Here is a 16,523-nt window from a genome sequence, read left to right on the forward strand (position 1 = left end):
CAGGGGCAAAACCCCGGGCGGCCTGCTGATTGTCAGACTGGTTTGGCGACGAGCGCGGGGAGCCTGGGGATGTCGACGGTTTGGGGGACCGCGAGCCTGTTGCCGAGATAGTCCCAGAAGGAGAGCCCGAGTTTTGCGCATGTCTTGGCCAGGCCGAGGAAGGCGTCGCGGCATTGCCGGCCTGCGTCGCTGCGGGTACCGCCGCTGATCTTGCGCTTGGCGACCTGGCAGCGGATGTCGTTTTCCGAGCCGTTGGTGTGAAGCGGGATATCGGGCTGGTCGAGGACCATCAGCAATTCCGGCTTGTTGGCGTGGAGGCGGGCGAGCAGCCTGTCGAGGGTGGCGAAGCCGGTCTTGCGTTTGAAGATGCGGTCGAAGCGGGCACGCAAGGCGGCCTTTCGCGCCGGCGTGGGATCGTGGCGATAGGCCTTGAGGTCGGCGTAGAACCACCAGATCAGGCTGCGGATGCGCTGCTGGGCGGCGCGATGATGATCGGTGAAGGTGTCGAGCTTGTGGACCAGGCGCTCGGCATGGACCCAGCACAAGGCATGGCGCCCGACGTGGAACTGGCCGGCGTCGTCGCTGACGATGACGGTGTCGGCCAGCAGGTCCTGCGCCCTGACGCTGCCCCAGAGCGCGCCCTCGGTGGCGACCAGCACCGGATCGGGCGAGACCTTGAGAGAGGTGATGCCCAGCCGGTCGAGATGGGCCCGCCAGGCCGCCTCGTCGGCGAAGCGCTTGTCCGGGTGATCCGCCAGCAGGCGGACGACCGGGCCGGCCAGCGCCCGGCGGCGCATATAGGCCAGGCCCTCGTCGTTGATCACATAGTCCTCCCGGCCGGCCCGCAGCAGGCCCAGGAAGTTGAGCCGGCTCTTGGAGCCGGTGTTGGCGAACCAGGCGAAACGGTCGTTGCCGATGTGGGTGCAGACACCGTTGCGGCCCTGGTGCCGCGCCCCGGTGTCATCCACCGTGATCCAGGAAGCGGCGGCCAGGCCGGTGCGCAACACGTCCTGCGCCTCATTCCGGAAGCGGTCCTGGCGATCGATCAGCAGCCGCACCACCTGCCGCTTGGAAACGGCGATGCCGATCGCGTCCAGCAGTGTCGTCAGCCGGGGGATGGTCACCTGCCCCTGATGGTACTGCATCAGCACGAAGCGGCGCAGCGCCGGACCAAAATGACCGTCGATCCCAGCCGGCAGCGGCGCCACCACTGTGCGCCCGTCGGGTGTCAGCCACCGCTCGCGCTGGAACCGGATCGCCACCGGCCGCAGTTCCAAGTCCTGAACGAAGAAACTCTCGTACCCCTTGAAGCGCGACCCGGCCGGCGCCGCCACGGGGACCGCCCGGTCCTCGATTACCACCCGTGTCCGCCTGGCTCCCCGGCCTGGGCGTTTACCGCCGCCAGCACGCGGCTTCGGACCGGTCGCCTGCTCCATCCCGCTCGGCTTGATCGAGGGGGGGGCCCTTCAAGCCCTTCAGCCGCGCGATCTCAGCCCGTTGTTCCAATACAACCTGCTTCAGCGCCCCAACCTCGCCCAAGAGCGAGACAACCAGCGCCTTCAGGTCGGCAACAGACAGCACGTCAAGATCGGGGGGCGGTGACATCACCCCACAGAATCAGAAAAAGCCGGGCCGCGAAACAACCTTCACGCACGCCGAATCAGTTTGACGCGCCCGGGGTTTTGCTCCTGTTACTCGGTGCCGTTGTTCATGGCGCCGATATCAGGACCTCGATGGCGCGCCCTTGGTGCTGGCTTCCGCCTGGCTGGGCCGTAATCGGCGCCTCGCCAATGACTTCGAGCGGGGAACCGACACCGCAACGGCCTGGGATCTTCGCCGCCAGTGTCAAGCTCTTCACCAGGAGATTGGCTAGGGCATAAAACCACCTATCCGAGTCTGGGCCGGACTCTAAGCGGCTATTTTTCGCTCATATCAATTACCCCAGATGAAACAAGAGAATAAGCAAAGGAAGCTGCAGTCGAGCACGCGTATTTCGTCCAATTATCTTCACGTTTAAATCCGACAATATCACTAATGCCGCGAATGGCCAAAACAGGTGTTTCTTTGCCCCTGCTTCGGGCGGCGATGTATACTCCAGCCAATTCCATCTCAACAGCAGCTAAAGATCTAGCGGCCACTTGCCATTGCTGAATCAAAGAAGGCTCCTTAATCAGCGCGTCACTCGAAACAACAGGTTGAGAGGTAACCCTGGGTGCCCTTGGCGTACCGAGTCCCGGGAAATGAAGTTTTATGCTTTCCTTTACTTTTTGCCTCCAGATATCGGAGCCATAAAATCTATCCTCATGAAGAGAATTAGCGTCTATAATTGGCTTCTGGCAACCAACTGCACCTTCACTACTCCAATCTCCCAAATTCGATCGGAATGCTGGCAATTGAGCGAGTAAATTTCGAATTTCGACGTGCATTGATCCGCCAGCCACATTATAACTGTCGTATGTATCCTCTGCTGCAGCCCTTACAGAGAAATCATGCACATGACTAGCACAAACAACGTCGCCCAAAGTGTAGTCATCAGAGGGCACGGCCCCGCCAATTCCGGCCAGAATTATCCATTTTGGCTCGAGGTCATTCATCATTTGCGTGGCCAATGACTGCGATTCGCCGTTTCCTTGAGCGCGAGAACGGCTGATAGCAACCTTATACTGCCTGCCATTAGTGCACGATATGTGAGCTATATTATAATATGCATTCCCTTTAACGAATTCTTGGCTTTTAAACTTACTCAAACAAGCCTCGAATTCGTCCTCTCTAATGGTGATTATTCCAAAATCAATTCGGCCGCGATATTTTTCTATCCCCGATTGTTCTTGCGTATATTCTCCTGATCGCTGCATGGGCGTACCTCCAGGAATAAGTAAGACTGGCTGTGCCGGAATCAAAAGGCCAGATTCTGAGGCCGAGAATTGCTGCCCTTCTGGCATGCTAGGCAGCGCTATTCTAAATTTTTCATCGTCACGGAGCGACAAAAGAGTCTGAACAGGTTGGCTCTCTAATATTTTTAAAACACCCATGCGCTGAAGTCGCCTAATGCACACGCCATAATCTATATCTTCTCCTGGGAACCCAGAAGGAATGCGATATCCTGTATTAAGGAACATCATGTTCTGAAGAACAGAAGCACCATAGTCATCTGCATAACTCTGAAAATATGCCTCATTTATTATAGAGTGAAATAAATTCCGGTGAGCTACATTTGGCTCCCAAGGGAAAAGTAGTGGAAAAATGTTATCAACAATAAATGCAAGCTCACCTAACTGTTCAGGCACTGCGTCCCACTGGCGCTCTATATCGACAGGCAAATCCACTCCAAGTCTTCGGAGGGTAAATGATGCTCTCTCGGTCTCTAACGCGTTCCGCCAACTGCGCTTAATGTCTGCCGTTGCGCTACGCTGGCGAGCGCGCCATGGGAATAGCTGACTTAAAGAATTTGATCTGTATATGCGGCCCTGGAACTGAGACTCCGTATATTGACGCAACTTCTCTCCAAGAAACTCGTCTAGCCCCTGACCGCTAGCAACCAAGCTAACTCGGAAACTTAAAAAATCTGCGCCAAGATCATCGAGTATTTCTCGACACAAAGGGCTTTCAAAGTAAGACGAAGCGGGAATTAGAAGCTCTTCACCATAAAGCAATGCTAACCGTATTGCTAATTTCATTTCCTTATAGACATTTGGCAAAATCCGAGAAGCACCTTTTTCCTCCAAAAGATGCACATCAAAGAAATGTAAAAAGTACCTTCTCCCGCCTGACCGATCACTCAAAGGTGAAGTGGGATCGCAAGCTGCTGATGAGATGATCGACATTGCAACTCATATTGCTTAATGACTGGATCAAGGTGTCCGTGTAAGGGAATAACCCTCCAAGGCATCAATTCATGTTCATACATGGAAGGAATACCATTTAGTAGAAAAACCGCTTTTCCTGATGTTGCAGCAATGGCAATCTCCGCGAACGTACTCGGTCCAATATAGTCATATATGCCATTTTTATCAAAATTAGTTACTAATATGCCATATGTCCATATGTTTTGAATACGCTTCATGTGAGCCAAAGACACCTTGCGCTTGAAGGCATCGCTTTGCTCATTTGCCATGGAAAGAATGCGATCATCGTCCGGATCGGGCAATAGGCACGGAACACCAAATGAATCTAGATAATGTTGCACTTGCCGCATATAACTATAGAAGCTCATGCTGCCACAAATCACTAGATGGCGCTTATTTCCATGCTCGATTGACTTATTTATTCGTAAACGGCTTCTATGTTCAGTCATGATTTACTAACTCCCGTTCTGCGACAGCCAGCACCCCATCACCTTTTCCAAATAACCATACAGGAAAAATGCCTTTCGTTGCCTGAGAAACCAAATCTTGCACAGAAACGAGAAATGAATCTCCCACGGATATAGGCAAGTCTTTCGGCTTCTCTGAAAAATAAATTGGCCGCCGTGCTTGAATGATACGGCCAACTTCATAACATGTTGTACGCCCGATGTAGCCGCCGGGGCACACAACATAAACTAGATCTGCAGAAAAAATATTCTTAAGCGTAAGTGTCTGAATTTCCTCATCCGAATGCTCTGGATTGTCGCTCTCAAAGCGAACGAATTGAATATCTGGCTCAATTACATCAGCACCAACCGGAGAGGTTACTGACCATCCCGCGCCTCGAAACTCATGAATGACCTGGACAACCCGATCATAGTGCTGACGAAAACTCCCTATAATTGCCACAGACAAGATTGGCATTTGCTGTTCCATGATCACGATCTTGCTGTCCGTCCAAGCACACTGGTAACTAACTGCAGCTTCAGGCTGCTTGCCATAGATAGGGCTGCTGTCCAATTTGACCAACAACATATTGCGGCAAAGAGGCGCTTAGGCGGGTTTCACGATATAGGGGCGGCCCATCTGAAGCAACAACCAAGGATGCGCTAGCGGCGATCTATCGTCCCTCAGCTGTCTGCTGCGCCAAACGGTGTATAAGCGACAGAATGCCCGCAATCAGGAGAGGATGTGGCGCATGCTGCCAAATTTCATAGGAAAAGTTGGAGCGGCCAAGCGTCAGCTAGACATTCGGATTACATTCTATGCCCGGGCGGCCCCTGATGTCGTCCAGCAATCATAGAAAGGCTGCGCGATATGCTGCCCACTGGTGCGGTCGGGCTGCAGAGGCATCTCATGGCTGTCAGCGTCAACGAGGCGCCGACGGGGCATCTCCAGCTGATCCAGGCCGTCCCAATGAACCCGCGCCACGATCATCTGAACTAACTGCTGGACGAATGAGGCCCAAAGCCATCTGAGCTGGCTATAGACGAGATGGATTTGGAAGGTATGCTGAACGACGCGTTTTTCGCAACCGGTAGCGGGGAACAACGATACTCGCCCTAGGCCCTCGATCCGGCGGCGTTAGGCGAACGGATCAGTCTCACATATGCCTGACCCTATCCCAGTTAAAGCAGGTTGGATCCCATTTAGAGCTGAAAACGACACAAAATGATGAGAATTGGTCGGGAAAATGGTGCCCAGGGGCGGAATCGAACCACCGACACGGGGATTTTCAGTCCCCTGCTCTACCAACTGAGCTACCTGGGCATCCAGAGAAACCTAGCGGACGCTAAGTCCCTGATCTCGCGTGGGTTTTTGTGACCCGTTGCCGTGGCGTTGGCGTCCGCAGCGCGTCGAGGTGGCTGTATGTAGACAAGTCCGGCGGGCTTGTCCAGCCTGTTGTTTCGATCTTTTTCAGATTTTTTTTAGGCGGTTGATTTTACTGGAAAATTTCTGGATATGGCGGGGTGCCGGCACTCAGTCGCGCTCCGCTCCCGAGGCGGTCTCGCCATCCTCATCCGTCTCTTCGGTCACGGGCACGCGATAGCTTTCGTTCAGCCAGCGGCCCAGGTCGACGTCGGCGCAGCGGGGGGAGCAGAAGGGCTTTACCTCGGGCGCTGGCGGCCGGCCGCAGATGGGGCAGGCCGCGCGGGACCTGCGGGGCTTCAGGAGTATCGGTTGGTCGGTCATGGCAACATCACTCACATCACGGCGTCATCGTCGTCGGACAAAACGCCCGGGGTCGGCGCGTCCGCCGCCACCAGGTCCAGCAGGGAAGGTCCCCGGCGCTGGCGCGTCATCTCCACCAGGCCCAGGCGGGACATGCCATAGACCTGGGTATTGCCGGGATCGTCCGCCACCGCCCCGGTCAGGGCGAGGATCAGCCGCTCGCGGTCCGGCGGACGCGACAGGTTGATGAAGTCCACCACCACGATGCCGCCCACATTGCGCAGGCGCAGCTGGCGAGCAATTTCCGGCACCGCCGCCAGGTTGACGGCCAGGGGGTCGCCCTTCTCCCCCCCGTTCACGTCGATGACGGTCAGCGCCTCGGTCCGCTCGATGACCAGGCTGCCGGCGGCGGCCCCCCGCAAGGGGACGCGCGGGCGCAACAGGGTGGCGATGGCGCCGTCCAGGTCCCCGCCGTCGAACAGCGGCAGGCCGGTGGGGACGCGTTTCAGCACCGGCAGCAGGTCGGTGGCGCGGTCGTCGCACCAGCGGCGCAGCTCCGCATACAGGTCCTGGCCGGCGGCGGCGCGGTCGTCCACAAGGATGGCCGATACCGGCTGGCCCGTCTGTTCCATCAGGGCGCGGATGCCGGCATGGGGGGCCGCCAGCAGCGTGGCCGGCGGTCCGTCGCCGGCCCGCGCCACCCCGCGCCAGTCCATGGCCAAGGCCTCCGCCTCCTGCGCCAGCCAGTCGGCGGGCACGCCGGCGGCCGCCGCGCGCACGATCCAGCCACCTGCCCAGCCACCGGCCCAGCCTTGGCCGCTGACGGGCACCGCGTCGCGCACCACGGTGGTGAGGCGCGCACGCTCCGCCGCGGCGCTGGCCCCCTGGCCCAGGCGCTTGGACACGTGGATACCGGCCGCCAAGGGCGTGTGCACCAGGAAACGGCCGGGCAGCGCCACGTCCATGGACAGCAACGCGCCCTTGGCGCCCACGGGGTCGGCCTTGACCTGGACGATGATGGTCTGCCCCGCCCGCAGGGCCGTGCCGATGGGCCCCTGGGGCCGCGCGGCCGGGCGATCCTTCGGGGCGCCCTTGCCGCCTCCCTGGGGGCCACCCCCTTGGGGCACGCGCACGTCGGCGGCGGGCAGCAAACCGTCGCGGCCGGTGCCGATGTCAACGAACGCGGCGTTCATGCCGGCGACGATGCGGGTGACGCGGCCGCGAATCACGGCGCCGGCCAGGGTGGGCCGCTCTACCCGGTCGATATAAAGATCCGACAACACGCCGTCGGTCAGCACGGCGGCGCGGCGCAAGGCGGGCCCCTGCGCCGGCAATGTGACGTCGATATGGAGTTCGCGGGCCATCAGGGCCGGCCCGTCACGCGGCCAAGAGCGGATCGATGCCGGCGGCACGCAGCAGGGCCGCCGTCTCGAACAGCGACAGACCCACGACATTGCTATGGGACCCGACCAGCCCGCGCGCGAACAGGGCGGCCCGGCCCTGGATGGCATAGCCTCCAGCCTTTCCAACGCCCTCGCCACAGGCGAGATAGGCGTCGATCTCGGCGCGGCTCAGCTTCTTGAACAGCACGGCGGTCTGCACCAGCCGGGTGCGCACCTTGCCCGCCGCGTCGATGACGCACAGGCCGCCATAGACGCGGTGGCGGCGGCCGGACAGCAGATCCAGGCAGCAGCGCACGTCGTCGGCGCTTTCCGCCTTGGGCAGGATACGGCGGCCACAGCCCACTACCGTGTCGGCGGCCAACACAACCGACCCCGCGCTGCGGGCGGCCACCACCTCCGCCTTGGCCTTGGCCAGGCGCAGGGCGTGATGGGCCGGCAGCTCATCCACCAGCGGGCTTTCGTCGATGTCGGCCGGGTCGATGCCGGCCGGCGTCACCCCGATCTGGGCCAGCAGTTCCCGACGGCGCGGGGAACTGGACGCCAGCACCAGCGGCGGGAGCTGTCGTGGCATCCGCCCCGTCCCGTCCGCTTGCACGCGCACCATGGGCGACCGTCCGCTTACTTGAAGCGGAAGGTGATGCGGCCCTTGGTCAGGTCGTAGGGCGTCATTTCGACGTTGACCCGGTCACCCGCTAGCACGCGGATGCGATTCTTCCGCATCTTGCCGGAGGTGTGGGCCAGCACTTCGTGTTCGTTATCGAGCTTGACGCGGAACATCGCGTTCGGCAGCAGTTCGGTCACCGTGCCGGAAAACTCGATCAAATCCTCCTTCGACATAACTTCCTTTCAGGAAAAAACGGGTGGACTGCGGGATACGCGCAATTTCGGCGACATAGGTGATGGCCCCGGCGGTCGCGGTCAAGTGTTTTCCAGGCGGCAGCAGGGGTGCGCCCGCGTCTTTGCGCGGCACTGTGGCTCTGGCCCCCTATCGCACCCCCCAATCATACGGGTGGCAACCCGGTGGATTGCAGGCGGCCCCTGTCTTCAGGCCGGCCTCACGGCTGGCCCGAGGGCTTTTTCTTAGGCTTGCCGGTGGCATCGGCTTCCAGCGTCGCCTGCCGGTCGCGCCACAGCCAGGGCGGTTCCACCCGCCCGCCCCACATGCCGGCGCGGTGGCTCATGGCCAGGACCTGGGTGTTGTAATAGTCCGGCGTCAGGGCGGTGTAGGCCAGCGCCCAGCCGGCCCGCACCATGATGCCGGCGACGTCGCGTCCCTCCACCGTGCATACACCAAGGCGCCGCTGCTTGGGCGGGCTTTCCTTCGTGGTACAGCGGACGATCTTGTCCTGGACAATGGCCTGCAATTCCTTGGTCGCCTGGGCGAAACAGTCATAAGTGGCGCCGCGCCGGTTCTGGCAGGTTTGGCCGGGGTCGGGCGCGTCGATGCCGTACAGCCTGATCTCCCCCCCATCCACCAGCAGGGTATCGCCCTCCGTCGCCTGGGCATGCCCTTCGATGACATCGCCCCCACCCCCCACCGGGGGCGGGGGGGCGGCCAGGGCGTCGGCGGACACGGCCAGGACGGCGATGAGGAAGGAAAGCGTCAGTCTCATGGGCGCCAGTCTAGCATTCACTGCCGTCGACCGCCGCCCTCATTGCGCGGGTTCGCGGCGCGGTTGGCGTCACCCCATGGCCCTGTCCTTAGAATGCGGCTTAAAATTGGACAGCCGCGCGCATGAGAGCCGCGCGTGGGCATCCGGGTTTGGACTGTTGCTGAGCGGGGCCCCGATGCACTATTCCCCTCCCCGATCACCCCCGCGACACTACAGAGATAGGCTTGGCCCCATGACCACCGCCCCCGTCCTCTCCCGAATGGACCTTGTCGCCCTTCTGGATGACATCGCGGCGCTGGCGGTCGAGGCGGGCCATGCCACCCTCCCCTTCTATGAGGGCGACCACGGCGCCACCGCCAAGTCGGACGGCAGCCCCGTCACCCTGGCCGACCACGCCGCCGAGGCCATCATCCTGCCCGGCCTGGCCCGCCTGACGCCCGCCATCCCGGCGGTGTCGGAAGAGGCGGCAGAACGGGGCGAGATTCCGGCCGTGGCGGCCCGCCAGCCCTTCTGGCTGGTGGACCCGCTGGACGGCACCAAGGAGTTCATCAAGCGCAATGGCGAGTTCACGGTGAACATCGCCTTGGTCGACAAGGGCCAGCCCGTGCTGGGCGTGGTCTATGCCCCGGCCAGTGGCGAGCTGTTCGCGGGTTCCCTGGCGCCCAAGCCCCTGGCATGGCGCCAGCGCGCGGGTGGGGAGCGGGAGGCTATCGCCTGCCGCCCGCAGCCGCGCGCCGGCGTCACCGTCGTCTCCTCCCGCTCCCACGCCAATGACGAGGCGCTGGCGGCCTATCTCAAGGCCTATTCAGTGGCCGAGACCCTGGCCTGCGGCAGTTCCGTCAAGTTCTGCCGCATCGCCGAGGGCGTGGCCGACCTCTATCCCCGCTTCGGGCCGACCTGCGAATGGGACACGGCCGCCGGCCACGCCGTGCTGCTGGCCGCCGGCGGCGGCATGACCACGCCCGAAGGCGACCCATTCCGCTACGGCAAGGCCGGCTTCCGTAACGGTCCCTTCATCGCCCACGGGAAATAAGGCCGAGGCACAGACGAACCCTGCCCTTTTGAGTAAATCTTAGAGCTAATAGACCCCCTGGCCTCCCGCTCGCAGACTACCTACATGTCTTTGATATGCAGGTGATTTGAGACGAGGGAGCCTTCGGCATGCTCTTGGCCAGCCTGTTCCGGTCGCTTATCAAGACCGGCCATCTGACACTGATCGACGCCCACGGCCGCCGCTACGAATTCGGCCGGCGCGATCCGGACGCCCTGCCGGGCGGAGTCAGCCCCGGGGGTATCGCCGACGGCGGCCCCGCCAGCTACGGCCCCGTCACCGTGCGTGTGACCGATCCCAGCCTGCACTGGAAGTTGGCGCTCGCGCCACGCCTGTACGCCGGCGAGGCCTACATGGACGGCACGCTGGTGATGGAGGAGGGCAGCATCTATGACCTGCTGGCGCTGGTCACCCGCAACAGCGGCTGGCAGCATATCGGCTGGTCCGACTACCTGATGGGCCCCATCGAGACACTGACGCGGTACGCCCAGCAGTTCAACCCGGCGCAGCGGTCCAAGGCCAACGTGGCCCACCATTACGACCTGTCCGGCAAGCTCTACTCCCTGTTCCTGGACAGCGACCGCCAATATTCCTGCGCCTACTTCCCCACGCCGGAGACGACGCTGGAGGAGGCGCAGAGCCTGAAGAAGCGGCACATCATCGCCAAGCTGCGGCTGGAGCCAGGGATGAAGGTGCTGGACATCGGCTGCGGCTGGGGCGGCATGGCGCTGGAGATCGCCCGCCGGGTGCCGGGCGCCCAGATCCTGGGCATCACCCTGTCGGAGGAGCAGTTGGCCGTCGCTCGCCAGCGCGCCATCGACGAAGGCGTCAACGACCGGGTGAGGTTCGAGCTGGTGGACTATCGCCACCTGAAAGGCCAGGGCTACGCCGGCCATTTCGACCGCATCGTCTCGGTGGGTATGTTCGAGCATGTAGGCCTGCCCCACTATCCCGAATATTTCGCCGCGGTGCGCGACCTGATGACACCAGAGGGGGTGGCTCTTATCCATTCCATCGGCCGCCTGGACGGGCCGGGCGCCACCAACCCCTGGATCCGCAAGTACATCTTCCCCGGCGGCTACGTCCCGGCCCTGTCGGAGGTCATGCCCGCGGTGGAGAAGGCGCGCGTCGTCACCACCGACATCGAAATCCTGCGCCTGCATTACGCCGAGACCCTGCGTGCCTGGCGCCACCGCTTCCTGGCCAGGGCCGACGAGGCGGCCGCGCTGTATGACGAGCGTTTCGTCCGGATGTGGGAATTCTACCTGGCGGGATCGGAATGCGCTTTCCGCTACCAAGGGCATATGGTCTTCCAGATCCAGCTGTCCAACGCCTTGGCCGCCGTGCCCCTCACCCGGGATTATATCCACAAGGCAGAGGAAGCCATGGCACCGCGCGCCCATACACCGGCGATGGTTGCGGAATAAAGGAAAATCAGGGGTTAAGGGCGGGATTGGCACCCCATTGCCGCCCTTATCCCCATTATTATCCCCCTGTGGATAAAATCCATCCGCATGTTGCACTTGCCGTGTGCGCGGCGGCCGGCTATGCCATGCCTCCCCCGCTGCTACACTGATGCCCATGGACACCAAGTTGACCGATCCGACCGCCCCCACCGGCGCGTTGCCCTATCGCACGCCGCCCCATAACCTGGAGGCGGAACAGGCGCTGCTGGGCGCCGCCCTGGTCAACAACAAGGCGCTGGAGAAGGTGGCCGAGTTCCTGCGGCCGGAACACTTCTTCGACCCCGCCAACGGCCGCATCTTCGCCGCCATCGCCAAGCTGGTGGAACGGGGGCAGATCGCCAGCCCCTTGACGCTGAAGGCCTATTTCGAGCAGGACGCGGACCTGAAGGAGATCGGCGGCACCGAGTACCTGGCCCGCTTGGCCGCCGGCGTCGTCACCGTCAGCAACGCCGAGGACTACGGCCGCATCATCCATGACGCCTACCTGCGCCGGCAGCTGATCGACGTGGGCGAGGACATGGTCAACGCCGCTTACAAGCACGACCTGGACGTGGTCGCCACGGATCAGATCGAGGAGGCGGAGAAGAAGCTGTTCGACCTCGCCTCCACCGGCGACGCCCAGGGCGGCTTCATCCCCTTCGAACGGTCGCTGAAGGCGGCGATCGAGATGGCGGAGGCGGCCTACAAACGGTCCAGCCACGTCACGGGCGTCACCACGGGGCTGCGCGACCTGGACGGCAAACTGGGCGGCCTGCACCCCTCGGATCTGATCATCCTGGCCGGCCGCCCGTCGATGGGTAAGACGGCGCTGGCCACCAACATCGCCTTCAACGCCGCCCGCGCGCACATGAAGAGCAGCGGCAAGGAAGGCGCACCGGTCGGCTTCTTCTCGCTGGAAATGTCGGCGGAACAGCTCGCCACCCGTATTCTGGCCGATGAGGCCGAGGTCAGCGGCGACAAGATCCGCCGCGGCGAAATCCACGGCAGCGACTTTCCCCGCTTCATCGAGGCCAGCAACTACATCTCCAAGGTGCCGTTCTTCGTGGATGACACGCCGGCCCTGTCCATCACCGCCGTGCGCACGCGCGCCCGCCGCCTGAAGCGCACCCACGGCCTGGGCATGATCGTGGTGGATTACCTGCAGCTGCTGCGCGGCGGCGGGATCAACAAGACCGACAATCGCGTGCAGGAAATCTCCGAGATCACGCGCGGCCTGAAGGCTATCGCCAAGGAGCTGGACCTGCCGGTGATCGCGCTGTCGCAGCTGTCGCGCCAGGTGGAAAACCGCGAGGACAAGCGCCCGCAGCTGTCGGACCTGCGCGAGTCGGGCTCCATCGAGCAGGACGCCGACGTGGTGATGTTCGTCTACCGCGAGCAGTACTATCTGGAGCGTGCCGAACCATCGCGCCGCCCGGAGGAGGCGGAGGACAAGTTCAACGACCGCTACCAGCGCTGGCAGCAGCGGCTGGAAGAGGTGCACGACACGGCCGAGGCCATCATCGCCAAGCAGCGTCACGGCCCCGTGGGCACCGTGCGCCTGCACTTCCATGGCGAGTTCACCCGCTTCTCCGACCTCGACACCCACCACGCCCTGGCCGGTGCCGGCGACGATTACTGAGGAGCCGGGGGTGTCGTCCGTGGATTTTCCGAGCCAGGTGCCGGTCGGCGCCGGTGCCGTCCTGGCCATCGACCTGGACGCCATCGCGGGCAATTGGCGCATCCTGCGCGACCATGCCCAGCGTGCCGACCGCCCGGTCGAATGCGCCGGCGTGGTCAAGGCCGACGGCTATGGCCTGGGGGCCGTGCCGGTGGCCTTGACGCTGGCCGAGGCCGGCTGCCGCAGCTTCTTTGTCGCCGACCTCGAAGAGGCCGCAGCCCTGCGCGCGGCGTTATCCCCAGGCACCTTTCCCGATACGCGCATCCTGGTCCTGCACGGCCCCACGCCGGGCACGGAACGGGAGATGGCGGCCTTGGGCCTGACGCCGGTCCTGAACAGCCTGGACGATATCGCCCGCTGGCGGGCCACGGCGGTGGAGCTTAGCCGCGCCCTGCCCGCCTACATCCACATCGACACCGGCATGAACCGCCTGGGCCTGGACGATCGCGACGCGCGGCACCTGGCAACGGACCCAGCTCTGCTGACCGGCCTTACGCTGGCGGGGTGGATGAGCCACCTGGCCAGCGCCGACGTGGCCGGCGACGGCCTCGCCGCCGAGCAGGACGCCCGTTTCCGCGCGCATCTGGCCCGACTGCCCCGGGCGCCGGCCAGCCTGGCCGCCTCCTCAGGCATCTTCCGGGAGCCCGCCCTGCTGCATGACCTGGTGCGGCCGGGGGCGGCGCTGTACGGCGTGAACCCGACACCGGAGGCGCCCAATCCCATGGCGCCGGCGCTGCGCCTGCTGGGCCGCATCCTGCAGGTGCGGGACGTGCCGGCCGGGGCCACGGTGGGTTATGGCGCGACATACCGCACCACGGCACCGGCGCGCCTGGCCACCATCGCGGTGGGCTACGCCGACGGCTATTTCCGCGCCCTGGGGTCCTCCGGCCACGTCACCATCGCCGGGGCCCGCGCCCCCGTGGTGGGCCGCATATCCATGGATTTATTGAGCGTGGACGCGACGCAAGTGCCCCCGGAAGCCCTGGTTCCCGGCGCGTTCGCCGAGCTGATCGGTCCCGATCGGCCGCTGGACGACGTGGCCGCAGATGCCGGCACCATCGGCTATGAGATCCTAACAGGGCTTGGCCGGAGGTTTTGCCGCGTGTATCAGGGGGCATGGCCTGTTGCGGCGCAACCGCGACGGGACACTGGCAGTTTGGCATTGTAAGTCCCTTATATGACTGAGGAGCGGAGCGGATGGGGTTCTTGAGCGGGATCGGCCGGGCCACCCTGGTGTTCCTGGCCGCCACCGGGCGGCTGGCCCTGTTCACGGCGCGCGGCCTGTCGCACTGCGTCCGTCCCCCTTTCTATCCCCGCCTGCTGGTCCAGCAGATGCGGGAAATCGGCTACAACAGCCTGCCCGTGGTGGGGCTCACGGCCCTGTTCACCGGCATGGTGCTGGCGCTGCAAAGCTATACCGGCTTCGCCCGCTTCAACGCCTCGAGCGCCATCGCCACCGTGGTGGTGCTGTCCATCACCCGTGAGCTGGGGCCCGTCATGGCGGGCCTGATGGTGGCGGGCCGTGTGGGCGCCGCCATGGCGGCCGAAATCGGCACCATGCGGGTGACGGAACAGGTCGATGCGCTGACCACCCTGTCCACCAACCCGTTCAAGTACCTGGTGGCGCCTCGCCTCCTCGCGGGCACGCTGATGCTGCCCTGCCTGGTGCTGGTGGCCGACATCATCGGCGTGTTCGGCGGCTATGTCGTCAGCATCTACCGCCTGGGCTTCAACCCGTCGGCCTACCTGACCAGCACAGCGCAGTACCTGCAGACCATCGACGTCGTCTCCGGCCTGGTGAAGGCGGCGGCCTTTGGTTTCATCATCGCGCTGATGGGCTGCTACAACGGCTACCATTCCAAGGGCGGCGCCCAGGGCGTGGGCGCGGCCACCACGCACGCCGTGGTTTCCGCCTCCATCATGATCCTGATGATCAACTATCTGCTGACGGGGCTGTTCTTCTCATGAGCACGGTATCCCCCCACTCTGACACCCCCAAGATTGAACTCATCGGCGTCAAGAAGGCCTTCGGCCCGAAGAAGGTGTTGGACGGCGTGGACCTCAGCGTCGCCAGGGGTGAGTCCTTCGTCATCATCGGCGGTTCGGGCACCGGCAAGTCGGTGATGCTGAAATCCATCCTGGGCCTGCTGCGTCCCGATGCCGGCACCATCAAGGTGGACGGGGAGGAGACGACCCACATCGGCGGCCGTGCCCGCGACCGGGTGATGACCAAGTTCGGCATGCTGTTCCAGGGTGGCGCCCTGTTCGACAGTCTGCCCGTCTGGCAGAACGTGGCCTTCGGCCTGATCCAGGGCCAGGGCATGAAGCGGTCCCAGGCGCGCGACATTGCCATCGAAAAGCTGGCCGCCGTGGGCCTTGGCCCCGATGTCGCCAACCTGTCCCCGGCGGAACTGTCGGGCGGTATGCAAAAGCGCGTGAGCTTGGCCCGCGCCATCGCCACCACCCCCGAAATCATCTTCTTCGACGAACCGACGACGGGCCTGGACCCGATTATGGCCGACGTCATCAACGACCTGATCGTGAAGTGCGTGCGCGACCTGGGCGCCACCGCCCTGACCATCACCCACGACATGGCCAGCGCCCGCAAAATCTCGGACCGCATCGGCATGCTGTACCAGGGCAAGCTGATCTGGCAGGGCCCCACCAGCGCCATCGACGACAGCGGCAACGCTTACGTCGACCAGTTCATCCACGGCCGGGCCGAGGGCCCGATCCAGATGCAGGTGAAGCTGGGTTAAGGTGCCCTGACGCCCGAAGGAGAAACCTAGAGCAAGATGCGATCAGTCATGATCGCATCTTGCTCTTAACCTGTTCATGATAGAGCGGAACGCGATCAGGTGATTCCACCTGATCGCGTTCCGCTCTAGGCGGCGACGCGCCCCCAGCCGGCCGTGGCCATTTCCGCCGGCAGGTCTACCTTTTGCCCCGCCGCCCAGGCATAGGCGGTAGCCATGTCGCTGAAGGCACGCAGCTCATGGCCGGGAATGAACAGGCGGGCCAGGTTCAGGAGGAAGCGCAGGCCGGCGTTATGGCTGACTACGGCCGCCCGGCCGCCGGCACGGCCGCGCATGGCCTCACCCATTATGGCGCCCATGCGCCGGATGGCATCCGGCGATACGTTGCCGACATGCAGCCGCAGGTCGGTCACGCTGTTCCACGTGGCGACGTCCATATTCCAGGCCAGGATTTCCTCAATGTAATCGGCGATGGTTTCCCCGCCGACATCATCCATGATCAGAACACAGATGATCCTGGATGAAGGATTCAATTTATGCTGTATTTTATACATTTCCGC

16 protein-coding genes and 1 tRNA gene are annotated in these 16,523 nt (G+C 63.1%); 6 read left to right on the forward strand and 11 right to left on the reverse strand.

The genetic code is table 11. The features are described from left to right. Positions 1 to 32 precede the first annotated feature (32 nt). The 10 genes from P5F91_RS26145 to P5F91_RS26195 all read right to left on the reverse strand — a co-directional run bounded on the left by P5F91_RS26145 (position 33) and on the right by P5F91_RS26195 (position 9,033). Positions 33 to 1,361 (reverse strand): IS66 family transposase, encoded by a 1,329-nt coding sequence (locus P5F91_RS26145; protein WP_277908678.1) that lies wholly within the window; start codon positions 1,359 to 1,361, stop codon positions 33 to 35. A gap of 555 nt (positions 1,362 to 1,916) precedes the next feature. Then, entirely contained in the window at positions 1,917 to 3,824 is a 1,908-nt protein-coding gene (locus P5F91_RS26155; RefSeq protein ID WP_277908679.1) for a 5'-methylthioadenosine/S-adenosylhomocysteine nucleosidase family protein, read from the reverse strand. Continuing rightward, positions 3,779 to 4,294 (reverse strand): hypothetical protein, encoded by a 516-nt coding sequence (locus tag P5F91_RS26160; RefSeq protein WP_277908680.1) that lies wholly within the window; start codon positions 4,292 to 4,294, stop codon positions 3,779 to 3,781. The genes P5F91_RS26155 and P5F91_RS26160 overlap by 46 nt, the downstream gene beginning before the upstream one ends. Beyond that, positions 4,287 to 4,781, reverse strand: a complete 495-nt coding sequence (locus tag P5F91_RS26165; protein WP_277908681.1) for a hypothetical protein — start codon at positions 4,779 to 4,781, stop codon at positions 4,287 to 4,289. Before P5F91_RS26165 ends, P5F91_RS26160 begins: the two co-directional genes overlap by 8 nt. Before the next feature lie 758 nt (positions 4,782 to 5,539). Then, a tRNA-Phe gene (locus tag P5F91_RS26170) sits at positions 5,540 to 5,615 on the reverse strand. Between the two features lie 210 nt (positions 5,616 to 5,825). After that, a complete protein-coding gene (locus P5F91_RS26175; RefSeq protein WP_277908682.1) occupies positions 5,826 to 6,038 on the reverse strand; it encodes a DNA gyrase inhibitor YacG in 213 nt (70 codons plus the stop codon). An 11-nt stretch (positions 6,039 to 6,049) separates the two neighbouring features. After that, positions 6,050 to 7,381 carry a ribonuclease E/G gene (locus P5F91_RS26180; RefSeq protein WP_277908683.1) on the reverse strand — a complete coding sequence of 444 codons (1,332 nt, stop codon included), beginning with the start codon at positions 7,379 to 7,381 and terminating at the stop codon, positions 6,050 to 6,052. 13 nt (positions 7,382 to 7,394) lie between these two features. Further along, positions 7,395 to 7,991, reverse strand: a complete 597-nt coding sequence (locus tag P5F91_RS26185) for a Maf family protein (RefSeq protein ID WP_277908684.1) — start codon at positions 7,989 to 7,991, stop codon at positions 7,395 to 7,397. Between the two features lie 47 nt (positions 7,992 to 8,038). Beyond that, positions 8,039 to 8,257 carry a translation initiation factor IF-1 gene (infA, locus tag P5F91_RS26190; RefSeq protein ID WP_044559220.1) on the reverse strand — a complete coding sequence of 73 codons (219 nt, stop codon included), beginning with the start codon at positions 8,255 to 8,257 and terminating at the stop codon, positions 8,039 to 8,041. Between the two features lie 218 nt (positions 8,258 to 8,475). Further along, positions 8,476 to 9,033, reverse strand: coding sequence for a thermonuclease family protein (locus tag P5F91_RS26195; RefSeq protein ID WP_145610139.1), 558 nt, complete (start codon positions 9,031 to 9,033; stop codon positions 8,476 to 8,478). A 232-nt stretch (positions 9,034 to 9,265) separates the two neighbouring features. On the opposite strand from P5F91_RS26195, the gene cysQ reads away from it, so the two are divergent. From cysQ to P5F91_RS26225, 6 genes are all read left to right on the forward strand, one after another. Next, positions 9,266 to 10,066, forward strand: a complete 801-nt coding sequence (gene cysQ, locus P5F91_RS26200) for a 3'(2'),5'-bisphosphate nucleotidase CysQ (protein ID WP_277908685.1) — start codon at positions 9,266 to 9,268, stop codon at positions 10,064 to 10,066. 128 nt (positions 10,067 to 10,194) lie between these two features. Next, complete coding sequence (locus tag P5F91_RS26205) at positions 10,195 to 11,511, forward strand: SAM-dependent methyltransferase (protein ID WP_277908686.1); 1,317 nt, start codon at positions 10,195 to 10,197, stop codon at positions 11,509 to 11,511. 154 nt (positions 11,512 to 11,665) lie between these two features. Further along, a complete protein-coding gene (locus P5F91_RS26210; RefSeq protein ID WP_186454679.1) occupies positions 11,666 to 13,168 on the forward strand; it encodes a replicative DNA helicase in 1,503 nt (500 codons plus the stop codon). 19 nt (positions 13,169 to 13,187) lie between these two features. Then, a complete protein-coding gene (gene alr / locus P5F91_RS26215) occupies positions 13,188 to 14,375 on the forward strand; it encodes an alanine racemase (protein WP_277908687.1) in 1,188 nt (395 codons plus the stop codon). Between the two features lie 29 nt (positions 14,376 to 14,404). Further along, positions 14,405 to 15,175, forward strand: a complete 771-nt coding sequence (locus tag P5F91_RS26220) for an MlaE family ABC transporter permease (RefSeq protein WP_145610143.1) — start codon at positions 14,405 to 14,407, stop codon at positions 15,173 to 15,175. Further along, positions 15,172 to 15,966 (forward strand): ABC transporter ATP-binding protein, encoded by a 795-nt coding sequence (locus P5F91_RS26225; protein ID WP_277908688.1) that lies wholly within the window; start codon positions 15,172 to 15,174, stop codon positions 15,964 to 15,966. The genes P5F91_RS26220 and P5F91_RS26225 overlap by 4 nt, the downstream gene beginning before the upstream one ends. A 125-nt stretch (positions 15,967 to 16,091) precedes the next feature. Here the strand turns inward: P5F91_RS26225 and P5F91_RS26230 are convergent, their stop codons facing one another. Then, on the reverse strand, positions 16,092 to 16,460 hold the full coding sequence (locus P5F91_RS26230) for a hypothetical protein (protein ID WP_145748691.1): 369 nt from the start codon (positions 16,458 to 16,460) through the stop codon (positions 16,092 to 16,094). Between the last annotated feature and the right edge of the window lie 63 nt (positions 16,461 to 16,523).

This window comes from Nitrospirillum amazonense, assembly GCF_029594735.1.
In the GTDB taxonomy this organism is placed as follows: Bacteria; Pseudomonadota; Alphaproteobacteria; order Azospirillales; family Azospirillaceae; genus Nitrospirillum; species Nitrospirillum amazonense.